This is a genomic window from Frankia sp. R82 (assembly GCF_023716925.1).
In the GTDB taxonomy this organism is placed as follows: domain Bacteria; phylum Actinomycetota; class Actinomycetes; order Frankiales; family Frankiaceae; genus Frankia.
The window spans coordinates 8,642-28,864 of record NZ_JAMQQG010000305.1 but is presented as its reverse complement, the minus strand read 5'-3'; the positions used below and the strand labels follow the sequence as shown (position 1 = coordinate 28,864).

At 71.2% G+C, this 20,223-nt stretch carries 15 protein-coding genes; 4 read left to right on the top strand and 11 right to left on the bottom strand.

From position 1 onward, the window contains the following. From ND747_RS24710 to ND747_RS24680, 7 genes are all read right to left on the bottom strand, one after another. Positions 1-1,679, bottom strand: a 1,679-nt coding sequence (locus ND747_RS24710; protein WP_251736583.1) for a serine/threonine-protein kinase, incomplete at its 3' end; no start/stop codon positions are given. Positions 1,680-2,506: 827 nt separating this feature from the next. Next, complete coding sequence (locus ND747_RS24705; RefSeq protein WP_251736582.1) at positions 2,507-2,917, bottom strand: hypothetical protein; 411 nt, start codon at positions 2,915-2,917, stop codon at positions 2,507-2,509. A gap of 705 nt (positions 2,918-3,622) precedes the next feature. Then, positions 3,623-4,420: a carbohydrate ABC transporter permease gene (locus ND747_RS24700; protein WP_251736585.1), complete on the bottom strand. Its 798-nt coding sequence runs from the start codon at positions 4,418-4,420 to the stop codon at positions 3,623-3,625. A gap of 233 nt (positions 4,421-4,653) precedes the next feature. Beyond that, entirely contained in the window at positions 4,654-5,637 is a 984-nt protein-coding gene (locus tag ND747_RS24695; RefSeq protein ID WP_251736581.1) for a carbohydrate ABC transporter permease, read from the bottom strand. A 4-nt stretch (positions 5,638-5,641) separates the two neighbouring features. Then, entirely contained in the window at positions 5,642-6,514 is an 873-nt protein-coding gene (locus tag ND747_RS24690; RefSeq protein WP_251736580.1) for a metallophosphoesterase, read from the bottom strand. Between the two features lie 4 nt (positions 6,515-6,518). Further along, complete coding sequence (locus tag ND747_RS24685; protein ID WP_251736579.1) at positions 6,519-7,913, bottom strand: ABC transporter substrate-binding protein; 1,395 nt, start codon at positions 7,911-7,913, stop codon at positions 6,519-6,521. Positions 7,914-8,031: 118 nt separating this feature from the next. After that, positions 8,032-9,243, bottom strand: a complete 1,212-nt coding sequence (locus ND747_RS24680; RefSeq protein ID WP_251736578.1) for an ABC transporter ATP-binding protein — start codon at positions 9,241-9,243, stop codon at positions 8,032-8,034. Between the two features lie 710 nt (positions 9,244-9,953). On the opposite strand from ND747_RS24680, the gene ND747_RS24675 reads away from it, so the two are divergent. Further along, positions 9,954-11,339, top strand: a complete 1,386-nt coding sequence (locus ND747_RS24675) for a glycosyltransferase family 39 protein (protein ID WP_251736577.1) — start codon at positions 9,954-9,956, stop codon at positions 11,337-11,339. Here ND747_RS24675 and ND747_RS24670 read toward each other — a convergent pair. From ND747_RS24670 to ND747_RS24660, 3 genes are read right to left on the bottom strand one after another with little or no spacing between them, the layout of a single operon-like run. Next, positions 11,336-12,388, bottom strand: a complete 1,053-nt coding sequence (locus ND747_RS24670; protein WP_251736576.1) for an alpha/beta fold hydrolase — start codon at positions 12,386-12,388, stop codon at positions 11,336-11,338. The two genes, ND747_RS24675 and ND747_RS24670, sit on opposite strands and share 4 nt — an antisense overlap. Further along, positions 12,385-12,948, bottom strand: a complete 564-nt coding sequence (locus ND747_RS24665) for a DUF4442 domain-containing protein (protein ID WP_251736575.1) — start codon at positions 12,946-12,948, stop codon at positions 12,385-12,387. The genes ND747_RS24670 and ND747_RS24665 overlap by 4 nt, the downstream gene beginning before the upstream one ends. Before the next feature lie 46 nt (positions 12,949-12,994). Beyond that, complete coding sequence (locus tag ND747_RS24660; RefSeq protein WP_251736584.1) at positions 12,995-14,197, bottom strand: acyl-CoA dehydrogenase family protein; 1,203 nt, start codon at positions 14,195-14,197, stop codon at positions 12,995-12,997. A gap of 367 nt (positions 14,198-14,564) precedes the next feature. Here ND747_RS24660 and ND747_RS24655 point away from each other — a divergent pair, with 367 nt between their 5' ends. The 3 genes from ND747_RS24655 to ND747_RS24645 are packed head-to-tail and all read left to right on the top strand — an operon-like array spanning position 14,565 to position 18,488. Further along, positions 14,565-15,530, top strand: coding sequence for a PDR/VanB family oxidoreductase (locus tag ND747_RS24655; RefSeq protein WP_251736574.1), 966 nt, complete (start codon positions 14,565-14,567; stop codon positions 15,528-15,530). Further along, positions 15,520-17,100 carry an NAD(P)/FAD-dependent oxidoreductase gene (locus tag ND747_RS24650; protein ID WP_251736573.1) on the top strand — a complete coding sequence of 527 codons (1,581 nt, stop codon included), beginning with the start codon at positions 15,520-15,522 and terminating at the stop codon, positions 17,098-17,100. Before ND747_RS24655 ends, ND747_RS24650 begins: the two co-directional genes overlap by 11 nt. A gap of 35 nt (positions 17,101-17,135) precedes the next feature. Continuing rightward, the gene (locus ND747_RS24645) at positions 17,136-18,488 is read left to right on the top strand and encodes a cytochrome P450 (protein WP_251736572.1); all 1,353 of its coding nucleotides are present in this window, start codon (positions 17,136-17,138) and stop codon (positions 18,486-18,488) included. 116 nt (positions 18,489-18,604) lie between these two features. Here the strand turns inward: ND747_RS24645 and ND747_RS24640 are convergent, their stop codons facing one another. After that, a complete protein-coding gene (locus ND747_RS24640) occupies positions 18,605-19,699 on the bottom strand; it encodes a DUF559 domain-containing protein (RefSeq protein ID WP_251736571.1) in 1,095 nt (364 codons plus the stop codon). Positions 19,700-20,223 lie beyond the last annotated feature (524 nt).

Here is a 20,223-nt window from a genome sequence, read left to right as displayed (position 1 = left end):
GAGGCCACCCGCCCTGCCGGGGCGTCGCCGGCGGCGGGCCCGGTCGCCGGATCTGGCGTCGGGTGCGCCCCGGTCCCGGTAGGTGGCACGGCTGGCGCCGTGTGGCCGGGTTCGGCGGTCGCCGGGGAGGCGGCGGTGGTTGACGGATGGACCTCGGGTCTCGGGTCGTTGGCCGCCAGCTTGTGGTGGGCGTCCGGGTCCGGCCCTCGGCTCGACGGGAGCTTCAAAGCCGTCGCCCCGAGGACGATGAGGACTGCCATGACGGTGACAACGACAGAGAACCGCCGCCAGCGGGCACCGTGCATGCTGCCGGTGCCGTTCGCGGCCGGTGGACGGCGAGGGCGGCGCGGCTTCGGCCCAGGCGCCCCTGTTGCCGGGACGGGCGTTGCCGGCGCTGGTGGATGTGCTTGCAGCTGTAGCGGTGCTGCGGTCCTCAGGTTGGCGGCGTCGGCCGGTTCCGGGCTGGGTGTCTCCGTTGTCGGAAGGGCCGTTGCCGCTGCCGGTGGCTGTGTCGTGGCCCGTGGATCGGCACTGTCGGCCGGTTGCGGCCCGGGCGCTTGCGCTGTCGGTGCCAGCGCAGCCGCAGCCCCCGGATCGGCGGCGTCGGTCGGTTCCGGTTCGGGCGTCTCCGTTGCTGGTTCGGGCGCTTCCGGTTCCGGTGTCCCCGGTTCCGGTTCGGGCGCTTCTGGTTCGGGTTCGGGTGTTTCCGTCGCCGCTTCGGGCGCTTCCGTTGCCGGGTCGGCCGCTGCCGCTGCTGCCGCGAGTGCCGCTGGCTGTGGCGGAGTCGCGGTCCCCGGGTCAGCGGTGTCAGCCGGTCCTGGCCACGATTCGGTCGCGACGGGTGGCGGTGGCCATCGCAGCGGCGGCAGGGCGGGTCGGCCGGCGAGGCCTGGCTGGAGCGCGCACAGGTCGGCCACCCCGGGCCGGTCCGCGGGATTCTTCGCGAGCATGGCCGACAGGACGGTCCACAGCGCGTCGTCGAGGCCGGGGGGACGACCGGGCAGGAGATCGACGTGGGCGCGCATGACGGCCAGCGGCATCGGCCCGGCGAACGGTGCGACTCCGCTGACCAGCTCGTAGAGCATGACGCCGGCGGCGTAGACATCCGCGGGCGGACCGGTCTGGGCGCTGTTGACCATCTCCGGGGCCATGTAGGTCGGCGTGCCGAAGACATCCTGACTGGTGGTCAGCCTGGTGGAACCCACCACGCTGGCGATCCCGAAATCGGTCACCTTCGGGTGCGGCGCCGGGCCGCTGGCGTCAAGCAGGACGTTCGCGGGTTTGAGGTCGCGGTGGACGATGCCAAGGGCGTGGGCGACGCCAAGACCGGTCAGGATGTCGACGGTCAGGGCGACCGCCTCGGCCGGCGACAGCGTCCCCCGGGAACGCAGATACTGGCGCAGGTCGGGACCCTCGATGAAATCCATCACAATGGCCAGTCGATCGTGTTCGGCGACCAGATCCCAGACGTTCACTACGAACGGCGACCGAATGCGGCGGAGCACAGATTGTTCCCGTATGAACCGGGCGACCATCTTCTGGTCGGTGGCGAGTTCCGGCAGCAGGACCTTGAAGGCGAGGACTCGGCCGTCCTGGTCGTGACCTCGCCACACCTCCCCCATCCCACCCCGTCCGACCAGGGATTCCAGGGTGTAGGAACTGCCCAACCTCATCGCCATGCCGGTCCCCACCGCTTCGATCGTCGTGCCGTGTCGTCGCTGACAAACTCGGTTATATACGACCTGTTCGACAGCTGCCGTTTTGTGACTACTGATATGAATGGGCCGCGGGCTCGCGGGCGCTGGTTGACGGGGCCGAGGTAGCCGTGGGCGGCCCTGGCGTCGGTCCTGATCGACCTGTTGATCCCTTCGGGCTGGGGCGCGCCCGCGTCAGCCGAGGTGGCACATGCACTCGGCACCGCACCTGGCTCCGACGTGTACGAGCGGGCCCGCCTCGTTCGCGACCGGGCCAGACCGACGCACACGTGACCAGCTACGCCGGAATTCCGCCAGGCCGATGCCGTGGTCACCACACCGGGTGCGGACTCGGCGCGTTCGTCCGGGCATTTCCGCCGGGGCAGTCGCATGCCGAGGGTTGTTCGGAGTGTCAGGCCCGGATTTCCCTAATATCCCTCGACATGACGATGAGATGCGTCACCCGCATCCATCCGGATGTTGGAGTGTGCCATCGTGACCGATCCGGCGACGTTCATGTCCTTGATGCGGGTTACGGGAGGCAGAAAAGGCGGATGGTGTGTCGGCCTTGCCGAGGCGAATGTGCAGGATGGTGGAAGGGGTGGCATCCGACACGGACAAAGGCCAGGCAGGATCCGGTCGGTGTGAGTTGCGCGGCGATGCGGCAGCCGATCCGTGGTCTCCCATTCCCCGCCGGATCTCGCGCGACATCGCGGATGATCGCGAGGAGGTCCCGTCCCGGCGGCGTCGGCCAGGTCCGGGAGCCAGAGCCCACGGGTACACGGGCCCACTGCTGATGCGGCATGGGCTGCTCAGGCGCCGTGGCCGGACCCGCCGAGGGTGATGTTGCCATGGATGGTGTGGGTCTGGACAAGGCCGCCGTCGACGCGGGCGTTGCCGTCGACGATGTTCGTGACCGATCCGGGCGCATCGACGGATGCCGTGGAGGCGGCCCAGGACTGCAGGGCCGCAGCGAACACGGGGTCGGTGAGCGCGCGGGCGGCGAGGTGCCGCGCGAGGGTCTCGACCGCTGCCGGGTCGGGCTCCAGCGCGCCCGGGTCCCGTTCGGTGAGATCCCGGGCGGGCGACCCGGAACCGAACATCCGCTGCACCAGGCCGGCCAGGGCGTGCCACGCCTGCACGCCGGCTTCTCCCGCCGTCCCCGCAAGCACCGCGGTGAGGGTGGCAACCAGTGCCGGAACGCTCAGCGGGTCCAGATCCACCGACCCAGGCTACCCGGAAAGGATGCTGTGGGTAGTCCTGTCGTACTTGTGTGGGATGGTCCATGGGGCGGCCGACGTGTCGTACCGTGATGGGGCAGCTGACAGGGGTGAGCATCGCATTCCGGGCGTCGCCCGTAGCGGGCACGGACAGCGGAGATGCGTGGATGGCCAGCGGCGAGTCGTCCGGGCACAGCTCGTCCACGCACAACACGGCCAACACCGCCTCCGGGCAGGCCGGGAATCTGGTCCAGGCCGGGCATATCGATGCGGTCCATGTGCATGGCCCTGGTATTCCGGTGCAACCGGCGGTTCACTCACCCGTACCGGCGCAGCTTCCGGCGACCGAGGGCGGCTGGCGGCTTCGTCAACCGGCGTCAGGACCGGGATCGGTTTCGCGAGATCATCGATGGCGAACCCGAACCGGCGCGGCCGACGGTCGTGCTGGTCAGCGGAATGCGCGGCGTCGGCAAGCCGACGGCCGGCCACGCGGTGGGCGCACGAGCTGCGGGACAGTTTCGACGACGGTCAGCTCTACGTGGACCTCGGTCACTTCGCTCGCCGTGGCGCCGTCGAGACCGGTGACGTGCTGCGCTCGCTTCGACGCTGCTTCGAACATTCCAGTCGCGACGAGAACAAGTCAGGATCGAGAAAAGGTGATCTCGGGGTGGCCCGGTGGCCCGGTGGCCCGGTGGCCCGGTGGGCGGGTCAGCGCAGGCCGGAGCGGACGAAGCCGTTGATGACCTGGCGTTGCAGGGCCAGGTAGAGGGCGAAGATGGGCAGGCAGGCGAGGCCGGCGGCGGCGGTGAGGGGGCCCCAGGCCTCGACCTCGGTGGAGTTGAGGAAGCTGTTGATGCCGAGCTGCAGGACGCTGTTGTCACGCTGCAGGACCATCGCCGGCCAGAAGTACTCGTTCCAGGCGTTGACGAACAGCAGGATCGCCAGCGCCGACAGAGCCGCGCGCAGGTTCGGGACGACGACCGTCCACAGCGTCGACCACGACGAGCGGCCGTCGATGCGGGCCGCCTCGAGCAGCTCCTTGGGGAAGCTGTCGAAGTGCTGGCGCAGCAGCAGCACACCGAGCGCGGAGACGAGGTTCGGCACGATCACGCCGGTCAGGGTGTTGAGCAGGCCCAGCTGGTGCAGCAGCACGTAGTTCGGCAGCATCGTCACCTGGAACGGCACCAGCCAGGTGCCGACGAACGCCAGGTAGAGCAGCCGCTTCAACGGGAAGTTCCACACCGCGAACGCGTAGGCGGCGAGAATGGACGTCAGCAGCTGGCCGAGCGCGGTGAGTGCGGCGACCATCGTCGTGTTCAGCAGCAGCCGGGCGAGGTCGAGCTCGTCGAGGGCGTCCCGGTAGCTGCCCACCGACAGCGGCCACGGCAGCACCGAGGTCTTGTAGACGTCGTCGGGCCGGCGCAGCGACGTCGCGTACATCCAGTAGATCGGGAAGACGCAGGCCAGGCCCAGCAGGGCGAGGGTGACATGGCCGACGACGGTCATCACCCGGGAGCGGCCGCCGGGGATGTCGTCGCCGTCGGCCGCGGCGATGGCGGCAACGGGCTCGAGTACCGCCTGCTCGGCGGTCGGCCCCTCGATGGCGAGTGCCACGGCGGCCCTCCTGTCTCCTGCGGTTGGACGGATGTCAGTAGCTGGACGGATGTCGGTGGCTGGACGTCGTCGGCGGCGGTCCGCGGCCGGCAGCCGGCGGTTAGCGGCCGGCCGCCGGCGGGCGGTCAGTTGTCGTGGAAGGTGAGGCGGTCGGACAGCCAGACGAGGAAGGCCGCGACCAGGGTGAAGCCGAAGAAGAAGATCACGCCAGCGGCAGCGGCGAAGCCGGCGTCGAAGCTCTTGAAGCCGTACTGCCAGAGCAGGTAGTAGATGTTGGTGGTGGCACTGACCGGGCCGCCCTGGGTGAGCGTGTCGATCAGCGGGAAGGTCCACGTCCCGGCGAGCAGGACGGTGGTCAGCACCAGGAACACCAGCGTCGGGGACAGCAGCGGCAGGGTCAGCCAGCGGGTCGACTGCCAGCGGGAGGCGCCGTCGACGGACGCGGCCTCGGAGTAGTCGCCGTTGATGGACGCAAGCCCGGCCGAGACGACCAGCACGGCGAACCCGAGCATCTGCCAGCCGGCGATCCCGGTGATCGACAGCAGCGCGGGGAGTCGTTCGTGCAGCCAGTTCGTCTTCAGGCCGGTGGCCCGGTTGACGATCCCGGAGCCGGGGGTGAGCATCCACTGCCACACCGCGGCGCTCGCGACCGGTGCGACCAGGAACGGGGCGAAGATCAGGGCCTGGTAGACGGTGCGGGCCCGGCCGCGGACCTCGGCGGTGAGCAGTCCGACGATGATCGGGATGATGATCGTGAACGGCAGCAGCAGGGCGATCATCGCCACGGTGCGCAGCACCGAGTTGCCGGCCTCCGGCAGGGTGAACAGCCGGTGGTAGTTGTGCCAGCCCTGCGGGATCGCCGGCTGGTCCGGCGACAGGTTCCACGAGTAGAACGAGTAGTTCGCCGTCTGGACCAGTGGACGGTAGATCCAGACCACCAGCATGCCCAGCGCCGGTGCCAGGTACAGGTACGGGATGACACCACGGCCGAGCATCCGGGCCAGGCTCCCCGCCGAGCGGCGGGCGTGGGACGGGCCGGGCGTGCCCGCCCCGGCGCTGGGGGGTGGCGCCGGGGCGAGCTGCGTGGGGGGTGCTACCTCGACGAACATCGCGTCACGCCGCCGGTGGGGAGGTGGGCGTAAGCCGGCGGACGTAGGCGAGGTACTCGCCGGCGTCCCGGTCGTAGACGTGCTCCACGTCCAACGGGATGGCGGTGGCGACGAGCTGGCCGTCGACGAGGTCGATCCGGCTGAGCCCGCCGACCCGCAGACCCCGGTGACGGCCGGTGGCCGGCAGGGCGTCCACGGTGTAGGACAGCGCCGGGCAGATCCACACCGGCACGCCGGCGAGCGTGCCGCAGCCCGGGTGGTGGGCGTGCCCGGACAGGACCATCCGCACGTCGGTGCCCTCGATGACCTTGGCGAGGCGCTCGGCGGCGACCAGGCGCAGCAGGTGCACCGTCGGCATCGGGGACGGCAGCGGCGGATGGTGCACGACCAGCAGGGTGCCGCGCGGCGCGGGGGTGGCGAGCTGGTCGGCGAGCCAGTCGAGCTGGGCGTCGGTCAGCCAGCCGTCGTGGCGCCCGGGTGTGCTCGAGTCGAGCACGACGACCCGCAGCCCGTCGATCAGATGAACCTGGTCGCACGGATCGTCGGGGGAGGAGGAGCCTTGTTCCAGTAGTTCGGTGCGGAAGGCGGCGCGGTCGTCGTGGTTGCCCATGGCGTAGATGACGGCGGCGCCGAGGCGGTCGGCCAGCGGGTCGATCACCTCGCGCAGCCGGCGGTAGGCCTCGCGGTCGCCGTTGTTGGCGAGATCCCCGGTGAGCAGGATCCCCGCGACCGGACCGGCCGAGTCCGCCAGGGTGGCGGCTGCCGCCTCGAGCAGGCGGTAGGTGTCGACCTGGTCATGGATCAGCTGGCCGCGCGGGACAAGGTGCGTGTCGCTCACCTGGATCAGGGTCATCTCGGCCGGTCCGGTCGTCGTCATGCGATCAGGCCTTCGGGAGCAGCGACGTGCCCTGCCGCAGGGCGGAGCTCAGCGTCGACTTGGGGTCGGCGCCCTGGTAGACGGACCGTTCGACAGCGTCCATCATGCCGTCGCGGATCTGCAGGTAGCTGTTGCCGGGGATGGCCACCCACGGCTCCATGCCCTTGAGCTGCTCGAGGTTCGGCTTGATCAGCGGGTTCGCCTTGGCCCAGTCCTGCAGCCCGGCCGGGTCGTCGACCAGGCCGGTGCGCAGCGGCAGGTAGCCGATCTTCTGGGAGATCTCGGTGTAGGCGGCCTCGCTGGTCAGGAACTTGATCAGATCCCAGGAGGCGCGCTGCTTGGCCGGGTCCTTGGACAGCACGAACAGCGACGCGCCGGAGTTCGTCGGGACGGTCGGCTTGGTGCCGAAGGCCGGCATCTTCGCCGAGCGAATGTCCCAGTTGCCGCCCTTCGCGCCCTTGACCAGGGTCGCCTGGATGGCGCTGGTCTCCAGCAGCATGCCGATCTCACCGCGGGCGAAGCTCTCGTACGCCTGCTTCTGCGCGAGGACGGGCGTGAGCCCTTCCTTGACGTAGCGCTGCGCGTCCGCGACGACCTCGACGGCCGGCGCCTGGTCGTAGGTGAGCTGGGTGCGGTCGGTCGAGATCACCCGTCCACCGTTGGAGCGGACCAGGCTCTGGAAGCACCAGTCCTTGGCGGTCTTGGTGAGGCAGTCGAGGTACAGGCCCTTGCCGCCGCCCTTCGCCACGATGGCCTTCGCGTCGGCCTCCGCCTCGTCCCAGGTCGTCGGCGGTTTGGCCGGGTCCAGGCCCGCCTTCTGGAACAGGGTGGCGTTGTAGTACAGCACCGGGGTGGAGAAGACGAACGGGACGCCGTAGGTCTTGCCCTGGTAGTCGCCGAGGGTCCGTGCGGTCGGCGCGTACGGGTACTTCGCGCCGTCGAAGTTCTGCTGGACGGCGTCCTTGCCGACCAGGTCGTCCAGCGGCTTCGCGCCGAGGGACTTGATGGTGAAGTCCAGGTCGGAGAAGCCGAGCTGGGCGACGTCCGGCGGGGAACCGGCGGCGATCTGGCTCTGCAGGCTCGACACCGTGTCGGTGGCCGGGTTGGGGCTGGAGCCCTTCGGCTTCTGCGGCGTGACGGTGATGTTCGGGTAGGCCTTCTCGAACTTGCCGATCAGGTCGTTGAAGGTGTCGGTCCAGGCGCCGGCCTGGCCGAAGTTGTAGCTCTCGAAAACGATCGAGACCTTCTGGTCCTTGCCGAGCTCGGGCACCTTGCTGGCGGGGGTGCTGGTGGCCTGCGTGCTCCCGCCGGGCGAGCCGCAGCCGGCCAGGACGGACATGGCGGTCGCTGCCGCCACGGTCACCAACGTCAGTGATCTGCGGACGGACGTTCTTTTCACAGGTGCTCCTTGACGGAGTGGAGGGCGTGGCGGCGAATCTGTGTGACGGGTGGATCGGTGTGACGGGTGGTGCGTGCGAAGGCCCCGTGGTGCGGCAGAAAGATTCGAGGGAAACGGTTCAGGTGGTGACCGGCACCCGGGCGGGCGGGACGGACACCGGCTGGTCGGACTGCCAGACCAGCCGACGGCCCGAGTCGCGGTCGAACAGGTGGGTGTGCTCGGGACGGGCACTCAGAGCGATCGCGTCGCCGGCGGTGAGCCCGGCCGGGCGGCGGGCCCGCACCCGCACCTCGGTCGCGCCGATGACGCAGTGCGCGATCTCCTCGCTGCCGAGGTTCTCCACCGTCCGGATCGTGCCGCGCAGCACCGCCGGGCCGGTCTCGTGAGCGGAGCCGCTGTCGGTGCTGTCGGTGCTACCAGTGCCGCCCGTCGCCGAGGTGACCAGCAGATGCTCGGGACGGATCCCGAGCTGGATCGCGCGGCCTGCGGCCGGGTCCCCGCCGTCCCGCGGCGCACCGGCGGCGGCGACCCTGATGCCCAGGGGGACGTCCACCTGGGGGGCGACGGCGTGGAGCTGGCCGTCGCGGGTGACGAGCTCGGCGTCGAGCAGGTTCATCGGCGGCGAGCCGAGGAACGCGGCGACGAACGCGGACGCCGGCTGGTCGTACACCTCGGTCGGTGAGCCGATCTGCTCGAGGCGGCCCCGGTTGAGCACGGCGACCCTGGTCGCCATCGTCATCGCCTCGACCTGGTCGTGGGTGACGTAGATGAACGTGCGGCCGAGCCGGCGGTGCAGCTCGGTGATCTCGGTGCGGGTGGCGGTGCGCAGCTGGGCGTCGAGGTTCGACAGCGGCTCGTCCATCAGGAACGCCCCCGGGTCGCGGACCAGGGCCCGTCCCAGGGCCACTCGTTGGCGCTGGCCACCGGAAAGCTCCCGCGGTCGTCGGTCGAGCAGCGCCGACAGGTCCAGGATCTCGGCGACCTCGGCCACCCGGCGGCGGACGTCGGCCCGGCGCACCCGGCGGGCACGCAGCGGGAAACCGATGTTGCGGGCGACCGTGAGGTGCGGGTAGAGCGCATAGCTCTGGAACACCATGGCGAGGTCGCGGCCCCGGGCCGGAATGTCGGTGACGTCCCGGCCGTCGACGAGAATGCGGCCCTCGCTCGGCGCCAGCAGACCGGCGATGGCCCGCAGCAGCGTCGACTTCCCACAGCCGCTCGGTCCGAGCAGCACCAGGAACTCGCCGTCGGCGATGTCGAGACTGACGCCGTCGACGGCCTTCGCCCCGCCATATCGTCGGGTGACGTTCTCAACGGTGATGCGGCTCACTGGTGCCCCCTCCGTTTCCGGCGAACTCGCAACCGGACTGCGGTGTCGTCCCGCGGCTCGCCGGCGCCGGACCAGCTGGCGGACCGGCCGGGTCGGAATGAACATCCGGCGTTCGGTCCGTGTGCGATACATGCGGTTCGATGTCGACCGGCCGAAGTTCAGCAGGCCATGGTGTCCGGGTGGTGAACGGATCACGACGAAAGCGTCCGTGACCGCCCATGATTGAGGTTTTCGATGGCATGAGAGGTCCTGCTGGCAGGGCCTTCCGTGGCCCGTCCGGGTGCGCTAGCGAGCCGTCGCTGTTCATGATCGAGATGCCGCTGTCGGTGGTGGACGCGCTCTGGTCCGGCTGTGGGCACGTCACCCGGGCGGTAGACAGCCGCCCACCACCCGGCACCCGCCACCCGGCATGACACGCCGTGACTAACATGGCCCCACAAACCGAGACAATCCCGGTCGTGTCGATCTACCTGTTCCTTCTACCGGGTTCAAACTGAAATTTTGTCCGCTTCATCCCGGTAGAAGGACCCATTCGCCTCGCCAGGCCGCCGGCGTCGACGACGGCCCGTGACGGCGGCGATGCCGGCCGTCGAGGCCGGCCCGGCGGGCGACTTTTATAGCATTCAGGAAATTCTGCGCGTGGATCGTGGACGGCAATACCGCGCCACCCGCCGTGCCTCGCGGGGTTCGACAGCTGTCAGGGGGACTGGATGTCGGTCGGGGAACGGCACCGGCACCGGCATCGCCGGCCTGCCCAGGACGAGGCGGTCGGCACGGTCATCACCGGCAACCGGCAGCGCTGGTGGATCGCGGTCGCGGTGCTGACCGCGGTCGCACTCGCCGTCCGGCTGGGTTTCCTGTTCGGCTGGCTGTATCCGATGAAGATCGCCGGGGATGCCTACTACTACCATCACGCCGCGAACATGTTCGTCGACGGGCGAGGGTGGCCCAACCCGTACCTGCTCATCGACAGGAACGAATATCTGGCGGACGCGCAGCATCCGCCGCTGACCAGCCTGCTGCTTGCCGTTCCCTCGTTGTTCGGGCTGCGCAGCTTTGTCGACCACCAGGTTTTCTCGTGTCTGCTCGGCGCCACGTCGGTCGTCGTGGTCGGGCTCGCCGGGCGCCGGATCGCCGGCCCGGTCACCGGCCTGATCGCCGCGGCGATCGCCGCCGTCTACCCGGGTATGTGGCTCAGCGACGCCCTGCTCATGTCGGAGACACCCGCGATCGGGTCCTGCGCGCTGCTCATCCTCGCCAGCTACCGGCTGTGGGACCGGCGCCGGCCGCTGGACGCGGTCCGCGTCGGTGCCGCCCTGGCCGCCGCCATGCTGGCCCGGACCGAGCTGGCACTGCTCGCGCTGGTGCTGGCCACCCCGCTCGTGCTCCGGCTGCCCACGGTGAGCTGGGCCCACCGGCTCCGGCTGCTCGGGGCCTGCGGGGCGACCTGCGGGCTGCTCATCGCCCCCTGGGTCGGCTACAACCTGTCCCGGTTCGAGGAGCCGGAACTCATCTCCAGCGGGCTTGGGGTCACGCTGGCCGTCACCCACTGCGACACCACCTACCATGGCGGGCAGCTCGGCTGGTGGTCGCTCGACTGCGCGACCTCCCTGCCCGACCCACCGGCGGAGGCGTCCCGGCGCGACCGGTACTACCGCGAGGCGGCGTTGCGCTACATCAGGGCGAACTCCGGCCGGCTGCCGGTCGTCGCGGCGGCCCGGCTGGGCCGGACCTGGGCGGTCTACCGACCGTGGCAGCAGGCGTGGTTCGACACCCTCGAGGAACGCCCGCAGACGGTCAGCAGGATCGGATCGGTGTCGCTGTGGTCTCTGGGCGTGGCCGGCGCCGGCGGTGTGGTCGTCCTGTGGCGCCGCCGGGTACCGGTGCTGCCGCTGCTCGCCACCCCGATCGTGCTCTCCCTGGCCTCGATGCTCATCTACGGGACGACCCGGTTCCGGGCCGCGGCCGAGCCCAGCGTCGTGCTGCTCGCCGCGGTCGGACTGGGCGCCCTGCTGTCCTCGGTCCTCGCCCGGCGCCGGCGGGACATGTCCACACCCACCCGGCAGACGAACGTGCTCCTGGACGAGCATGCCTAACCGGGATCAGCGGCCGACGACCGCGGGCTGACTTCAGGGTCGCGGATCCAGGCGGCCACCGCGGGGCCGATCACGGCCGCGTCCTTCACCCAGGCGAAGTGGTCGCGGTGGGCCACGGCGTCCGCGGCGGTGATGTGCCAGCGGGCCAGGCGGGCGCGGGGCATCCGACGGCACAGGAAGTCGACGTTCGACGCCGGTCCGAGCCGGTCGTCGTCCAGCGAGATGGCGAGCACCGGCAGGTCGAGCTCGGCCAGCAGCCGATCGTAGTCGCGACGGGTGCCGTACGGCCGGTAGCGGCTGGTGCGGGAGTGCCGCGCCCAGTCGGTCATCACCCGCCCCGGCATCGCCCCGCCGATGAGCATTCCCCCCGGCCAGTACCCGCGGAACCGGGCGACCAGGCCGATCGTCTGGATCGAGTACAGCGCCTCCGCCCAGCGGCGCGGCCCGAACGCCTTCCAGTACACGGTGCCCGTCCCGAGCACGCAGATCCCGGCGATCCCCGGATCGTCCGGGCTGTCCGTCCCCGCGGCGTCACCGGTGTGGCGTTGGCGGGATTCGCCGGTCGCGGCGGCGGCGTGCAGCAGGGCGATCTGGCCACCGAGGCTGTGGCCGAACAGGTGGGGTCGCACGCCGGGAAACCGGTCGCGCACGGCCGCGAGCACCCGCGGCAGATCATCCTCGATGAGTTCGCGGTAGCCGAACGTCGGCTGGTCGTGCAGCCCCGGCCGGGACTCGCCCTGCGCCCGCAGGTCCGTCGTCACCACCGACAGGCCGGCGGCGTGCAGCGCCCGGGCCAGCGGCAGATAGAACTTCGCCTTCAACGCCATCGCCGGCATGATCAGCACGACCGGCGCGTCCGGGTCGTCGGCGGGCAGCACGCGCAGCACGAACGACGTCCCGCCCGTACTCGCGACCGCGATCGCCTCAAGCTCGGTGAATCCACCCCCACGCCCGGACTGCCTCGCCCCGTCCGCCGGCTCTGCGCCGGCGGACGGGGCGGGGGAGCCACCCGGGACGGAGGTGACGTCGGCCGGGGTCGTCTCCGTCATGACCGGCCGCCGTTCCCACCGGCGGACACCGGCTGGTCGGCGGGAACCAGCTCGGCGACGTAGGCGAAGCGGAAAGTGGCGACGGCCGCGCCCGCGGCGTCGTACAGGTGGGCCTTGCCGTCGAGGTCGACCCGCTCGCCCGGGCCGGCCGCGAGCACCCGGCGCACGCCGCGTTCCTCGACGGTCGCGACCGCCCGGACCAGCCCGGTGGCCGGCCGGCGAAACGACGACCAGCTGTCCCGGACGACCAGCCAGGCCACGTCCGCGATCCGTACCGCCGTCGCACCGACGAACGCGCAGGCCCCGGCGATGTCCGCGGCCAGGAACTGGGCGCCCGCGTGCACGGTGCCCAGCTGGTTGGTGAGTTCGGGACGGTCGGGGATCTCGACGACGGCATGGTCGGCGTCCACCTCGGTGACCTCGACGCCGACGAACGCGCCGAACGGGACCACCTGGTTCGCCAACCGGCGGATGTGCTCGAAGTCCGGGATGTCCGCTCCCGGACGAGCGAAGGCCGCGAACGCGGACGCGCCCGGAGCCAGAACGGTCGGGTTGCTCACCTGAGTCTCCCTGTGGATGACGGACGTGCCTGAGGATGCGCGCGGGCTACGGGCGGGTGCGGCCGACGCGGCGGAACACCCGGCGGGCCACCGAGACCCGCAGCACCTCCGAGGGTCCCTCGTAGATGCGGAACGCCCGTGCCTCGACCAGGAACCGGGCGACCAGCTGGTCCTCGCAGACGCCGAGCCCGCCGAACAGCTGCACGGACCGGTCGAGCACCCGCCACACCGCCTCGGAGACGAACGTCTTCGTGATCGCGGCGCCGTGACGGGCCGCGGAGCTGGTCGAACCGTGCTCGTCCAGGGTGGCCGCGGTGGCGTGCACCAGTGCCCGGGCGGCGGCCAGGTCGATCTCGTTGTCGGCGACGAGCCCCTGGGCGAGGCCATGCTCGGAGATCGGGACGCCGAACGACTGCCGTCCGGTCACATAGGCCGCGGACAGCGCGTGCGCCCGGTTGGCCAGGCCCAGCCAGTTCATGCTGAATGTCAGCCGGGACGGGGCGAGCCGCGCCTGGGCATGCTCCAGACCGAGGCCGACCTCGCCGAGCACAGCCGAGTCGGGCACCCGGCAGTCGTCGAAGACGACCTCGCAGTGCCCGCCCGGCGCGCTGGTGAAGTCCAGGGTCGGCATCCGGCGGCCCACCCGCATCCCCGGGTTGTCCGCGTCGACGAGGAACATCGTCGGTCCGAACATCGTGTCGCCGCCGGCCTCGGTGCGGGCGACGACGATCGTGAACGCCGCCCCGTCCGCCCCGGTGGTGAAGTGTTTGGCGCCGCTGATCGACCAGCCGCCGGCGACGCGGGTCGCGGTGGTGCGCAGCATGCCCGGGTCGGATCCGGTGCCGGGCGCGGGTTCGGTCATCGCGATCGCCGAGCGCACCTCACCGCGGGCCAGCGGCGCCAGGTACCGTTCGCGCTGCTCGGGCGTCGCCGCCTCGGCGAGCAGGTGGATGTTGCCGTCGTCCGGCGCCCAGCAGTGCAGGGCGAGCGGGCCGACCAGGCTCTCTCCGGCCGCCGCCAGCACGTGCGCCTGCCCGCGGAAGTCCAGCCCCAGCCCGCCGTACTCCACCGGAGACAGCGGCCCGAACACACCGGCCGCCCGCGCCGCGGCGACCAGCTCGAGGCGCAGCTCGTCGGTCACCGGGCGACGCTCGACGATGATCTCCCGCTCCACCGGGATGACCGTCTCCCGCACGAACCGCGCCGTCCGCGCGGCCAGCTCCACCGCGTCCGCGGGCGGCGCGTCCACGGGCGGCGCGTCCGCGGTGCGGGCATCGCCTCCGGTCGTGCCGGTGGTGGTCGCGGCGGTGGTGGCCGCGGCGGTGGTGGCCGTGCCGGTGGTGGCCGCGCCGGTGGTGGCCGCGGCGGCGGGCCCGGGACGGGGTGCCTCGCGGGTCTCGACGACTGTCTCGCTCACGGGATGCTCCCTGCGGTAATTCGCCGTTCTCCGGCGACCACGGCGGCGCCGGCGTCGACACCGGTCAGGAATAGGCTGCGTGCCGGGTCATCGTTGCGAACGGATGACGCCCGGGCCAGCGTCATCGAGGTTTTCGATGGGGTGATTGCCATTGTATTGATCGTGACTGTCGCCCGGTGCGACATGAGACGGTTCACTGGTGACTTCCGCATCTCGCTGGACGGCCCTGCGGGTGGACGAGGCGAGCCTTGCCGCGCAGGACGTGCTGGTCATCGACCTGAAGGATCCACGCGGAGAAGCGCTGGAACGGTGGGAACCCGGCGCCCACATCGATATCAGACTGCCCGACGGCCAGATCCGCCAGTACTCCCTGTGCGGCGATCCGGATGATCGGCGAACCTGGCGGTTCGCGGTGCTCCGGGAGGAGGACAGCCGGGGCGGATCCCGTTACATCCATGAACGAACAGTGGCCGGCGCGGAAATATTCGTCGGCGAACCGAGAAACAATTTTCCGTTGGTTCCCGGCGCCTCCTACCGTCTGCTGGCCGGCGGAATCGGTATCACCCCGTTCCTGCCGATGGTGCGTGAGCTGCACCGGCGCGGCGCCGACTGGCGGCTCTACTACGGCGGACGCACCCGCTCCCGGATGGCCTTCCTGCCCGAACTCGCCGAGCTCGCCGATCGGGTGCACATCCTGCCCGAGGACGAGCACGGCCTGCTGCCGGTCGCCGACATCGTCGCCGAGCTCGACGCCGACTCCCGGCTGTACTGCTGCGGCCCCGAGGGCCTGCTGACCGCGGTGGAGAAGGCGTTCGCCGGCCGGGGCGTCGGCAGCCTGCACCTCGAACGGTTCCGCCCGCGCGCCGACGCCGAGGGCGGCGCGGACGCCGCGCCGGCACAGGCCTTCGAGGTGGTGCTCGCGGCGTCGGGCCGCACGGTCCAGGTCCGCGCCGACCAGTCCCTGCTCGACGCGCTCGACCGCGCCGGCCTGGACGTCCCGTCGTCCTGCCGGGAGGGCACCTGCGCGAGCTGCGAGACGACGGTGCTCGACGGCGAGGTCGACCATCGTGACTCGGTGCTCAGCGACGACGAACGCGCCGGCAACACCACCATGATGATCTGCGTCTCGCGCGCCCGCTCGGAGCGGCTGACCCTTGACCTCTGACGCCGCCGCCTCTGACGCCGCCTCCGGCCCTCGCGCAGCCCTCGCGCCCGGCTCCTACCCGGCCCCGGGACCCCGGCACGCCGTCGTGCTCGGCGCGGGCATCGCCGGGCTGCTCGCCGCCCGCGTCCTGGCCGAGACGTTCGAGCTGGTCACCATCCTCGACCGCGACGACCTGTCCGACCTGCCCGACCTGCCCGCGAACGGCAGGAACCCCGGCGCCATCCTCGATGACCCGGACGGCTCGGGGCTGGGGGAACGGCGTGGGGTGCCGCAGGCCCGGCACCTGCACGCGCTGATGGACCGCGGCCGACAGATCGTCGAGCAGCTGCATCCCGGCATCGTCGAGGAACTGGTCGCCGCCGGCGCGCAGACCAGCGAGGTGCTCGTCGGCGGTCGCTACTACATGCACGGCCGCCGGCTGCGCTCGGCACCGACCGGCCTGACCAGCGTGCTCGCCAGCCGTCCCCTGCTCGAACGTGAGCTGCGACGACGCACGGCAGCGCTCCCGGGAGTGCGTATCCGCCCTCGCACCGCCGTGATCGGCCTTGCCGCCGAAGGTTCCCGCATCGTCGGCGTGCGCGTGCGCCCGGACGCCACGTTCACGCCATCCGGGGGCGGTGCCGGGTCGTCTGGGGGTGCTGGGCCGTCTGGGGGTGCCGGGTCGTCTGGGGGTGCTGGGCCGTCTGGGGGCGCCGGGCCGCTCGAAGGTACTGGTACCGGGCCGTCCGGCGAGGCGGTGGTGCTGCCGGCGGAGCTTGTCGTCGACGCCAGCGGGCGCGGCTCGCGTGGCCCGGACTGGCTGGTCAGCATCGGCCTGCCACCGCCGGCGAGCACCCGGGTCGGCATCGACCTCGGCTATGCGTCCCGGCTCTACGAACGTAGGCCCGAGCATCTCGACGGGCAGCGCAGCATCATCATCGCGACAGCGCCGGGACTGGTCGGCGCGGGCGCCGTCGTCGTGGAAGGCGGTCGCTGGCTGGTCACCCTCGCGGGTCTGCTCGGCGCTCATCCCCCCACCGATCACGACGGCTTCGAGCACTTCGCGGGCGCCCTGCCCGTCCCGGACGTCTACGACCTGATCCGCGAGACCAAGCCACTCGGGGACCCGGTGCCGTACCGCTTCCGCGAGTCAGTTCGCCGCCACTACGAACGGCTGCGGCAACCCCCCGAGGGCCTGATCGTGCTCGGTGACGCCCTGTGCAGCTTCAACCCGCTCTACGCCCAGGGCATGACGGTCGCCGCCCAGCAGGCGCTGGTACTCGGCGAGACGCTGCGTGACGGCGCGGCGGGTGCACCGGCCCGCTTCTATGCGGCGGTCACCCCCGTCGTGGACGTGGCCTGGGACATGGCCGTCTCCTCGGACCTGCGTTACCCACAGGTCGCCGGCCACCGCAGCCTGCGTGGCCGGATCACCAGCAGCTACGCCGCCCGCGCCCAGCGCCGCGCGCACCACGACCCGGCGGTCGCCCGCACCCTCATGCGCGTCGTGAACCTCGTCGAACCCCCCACCGCGCTGCTGCGCCCGGCGCTCGCCGCCCGGGTGCTCGCACCCGCCCCCCGGGGCAGGTGAGCACGTCCGGCCACCCGACCTCCCGAGGAGACCCGATGGTCACCGTCCATCCCCCCCTGCCCGCCCAGAGCCCGTCCGCCCAGAGCCCGTCCGCCCAGAGCCCGGCCGGACGGCCGGCGGCGGGCCCGACGTCCGATGGTCGACCGACCTCGGACGAGTCAGCCGCCCTGCTCACCGAGTTGTTCGACCCGGCGAGCCGGCACGACCCCTACTCGATCTACGTCCGGATGCGCGCCGTCGGACCACTGCACGACGGACCGTTCGGCCTGCCGTTGGCGACGAACCACGCCGACTGCTCTGCGATCCTCGCCAACCTGGACTGGGGCCATGACCGCGAGCCCGAGCAGCTGCACCCCACCATGCCGGCCGGCGCATTCCCGACCACCTTCCTGTGGATGGAACCGCCCGACCACACCCGGCTGCGCGGCCTGGTGACCAAGGGCTTCACCCCGCGGGTCGTTGCCGGTCTGCGCCCGCGGATCGCGGCACTCGTCGACGAGCTGCTTGACAACGCCCTGCGTGCCGGCGAGTTCGACCTGATCGAGACCATCGCCTACCCGCTGCCGCTGACGGTCGTCTGCGAGATCCTCGGCGTGCCCGCCAGCGACCATCCGCAGGTGCAGGTCTGGTCGCAGGCCCTGGCCCGAGCCTTCGACCCCGACGTGCTGATGACTCCCGAGGCACTCGCCGCCCGCAACGCCGTCATCCCCGACTTTCTCGGTTACTTCCGCGCGCTCGTCGAGCGCGCGCGCCGCGAGCCGGGCGACGACCTGATCAGCCAGCTCGCCGCCGTGGAGGAGGCCGGCGACCGGCTCACCGCCGACGAGTTGTTCGGCACCTGCGTCACCCTGCTCATCGCCGGTCACGAGACGACCGTGAACCTGGTCGGCAACGGCATGCTGGCGCTGCTGCGCCACCCCGACCAGCTCGCGCTGCTGCGGGCCAACCCCGACCTCGTCGGCCCCGCCGTCGAGGAAATGCTGCGCTATGACTCCCCGATCCACATGAACACCCGCGCCGCCAAGCGGGAGATGACGGTCGCCGGGCGCACCTTCGCCCCCGGCGACGGCGCTGTCGCACTGATCGCCTGCGCCAACCGCGACCCCGCCGCCTACGACGACCCCGAGCGCTTCGACGTGACCCGCTTCGACCGCTCCCGCGCGGCGGCGGCACCCGGCGCCCGCCCGGTCAGCCGCCATCTGTCGTTCAGCCTCGGCCATCACTACTGCCTCGGCGCCCCCCTCGCCCTGCTGGAAATGGAGATCCTCCTGCACGCCGTGCTGCGCCGCATCGCCACGATGGAGCTGCTCACCGACACCCCGCCGTACAAACCCAACATGCTCATCCGCGGCCTGGCCGCCCTCCCCACCCGCTTCCACGCCGCCTAACCCCAGAACGCCCGCGTTTCCGCGTTTCCGTGTGATCTGATCCCGGAACGCCTGCGTTTCCGTGTTTCCGTGTTTCCGTGTCGAGGCACCCTCGGATGCTTGGTCGGTGGGCACGGTCATGGTCGGGCTGAGCGACCGTGGTTCGTGGGGTGCCGGTTCCCGGTCCGCTCGGACCGTCCAGCGGAATGGCCGGACGCGGAGTGCCGGGATGCGGTTCGACGATGCGGATGTTCGGGTGCGAGCCCGGGCGATGGGGCGATCCGATCGGAGCGCGCCGGGCAGCGCGGACACCGGCGGAACGGTCCGGGCCACCCGCGGGCGTGCAGCGCGTTGGCGATGTCCGCGGCCATCCGGCAGGGATCCGAGAGAACAACGAAGCCCGCGAAACGAAGCACCAGGTATCCGTCGGTCTGGAGCTGGTTGTCTCGGTCCATGTCCGCCCACCACCGATCGGCCTGCGTGTGGATGGATCGACCGTCCAGTTCCACCGCCACGTTGTAGTCGAGGTAGACCGCGTCGAGGTACCAGCGGCCATCCGGCCTGTCGTGCCGATGCTGGCGCACGGGGAGTGGCAGCGCATGTCGCCGGTGTGTCCGGGCATGTTGCAGCTCGAGGACGGACTGCGCTCCCTTGCCGGTCAACGCGATGTAGTCCCTTGCCATCCGGGCATGCCGGAGCCGGACGCGGTGGTCCAGGGCAGCGGTGAGGCGGGGCGCACTGGTCCGGCCGTGCTGTATCGCCCTGGCGATGATGGCGCCGGCGTCGACGGCCTTGTCGGCCTGGCCGACGAGGTCGAGCACTGTGCGCTCGACGCTGGTCCGGGGCGGGGCGTCGTCGGGATGGAAGATCTCGCGGCGGGTCAGCTCGGTCGCACGGTGGATCCGAACGTCGCTGGCCGCGGATCTGCGATGTGTCGAGGTAACCACGACGTGAATCGTCCTGGGTGGCACCGTCGCCAGGCCCCAGGCATGCGCGGCAGTTCCGTGACTCAGGACGGCTCCCTCGCCGGCGTACAGCACCGCGGCCCACGTTCGGTCCGCATAGCTCAACGGACCATTGTGGGCGGCGAAGATCTGCGGATGGATTCGTTGCCAACGGTCACTGCCTACACGCCACCGGACCTGGTGGTCGGTGAACCCGTGGGCGTAGGCCTGATGCAAGGTGAAGATCATGCTTTGGGTGCGGAGCAAGGCGTCCCAGTCGGCGGTCATGACTCAGCATGCGCGATGCGAGAAATCATCAGGCAGCGCCCCTTTGACCGCGGAGACTGGGAGCCGCCGGCTCGTTGCTGCGACGCTTTCAGCGCCCACCCTCGTGCTTCAGCGCCCCACCATGACCAATTACTCGCCGACCTGCATGGTGACGCCGACCTGCACAGTGGCCCGAGTGCGGCGGTCGCCGCTCCGAGCGGAGGGCTCGCTCGGCCTGGCGGAGCCCGGCCCATGTTCCCGTTCTGGCTCGCCTCGCCTCATCCACAAGGTGAGTGCCTCTACGGGGCCATACCCCGATGCTTGGTCGGTGGGCACGGTGATGGTCGGGGTCAGCGACCGAGCATCAAGGGGTGACCTCGGCATCGGCAGCGGAGGACTCGCTCGGCCTGGCGGAGCCCGGCCCATGTTCCCCGTTCTGGCTCGCCTCGCCTCATCCACAAGGTGAGCGCCTCTACGGGGCCATACCCCGATGCTTGGTCGGTGGGCACGGTGATGGTCGGGGTCAGCGACCGAGCATCAAGGGG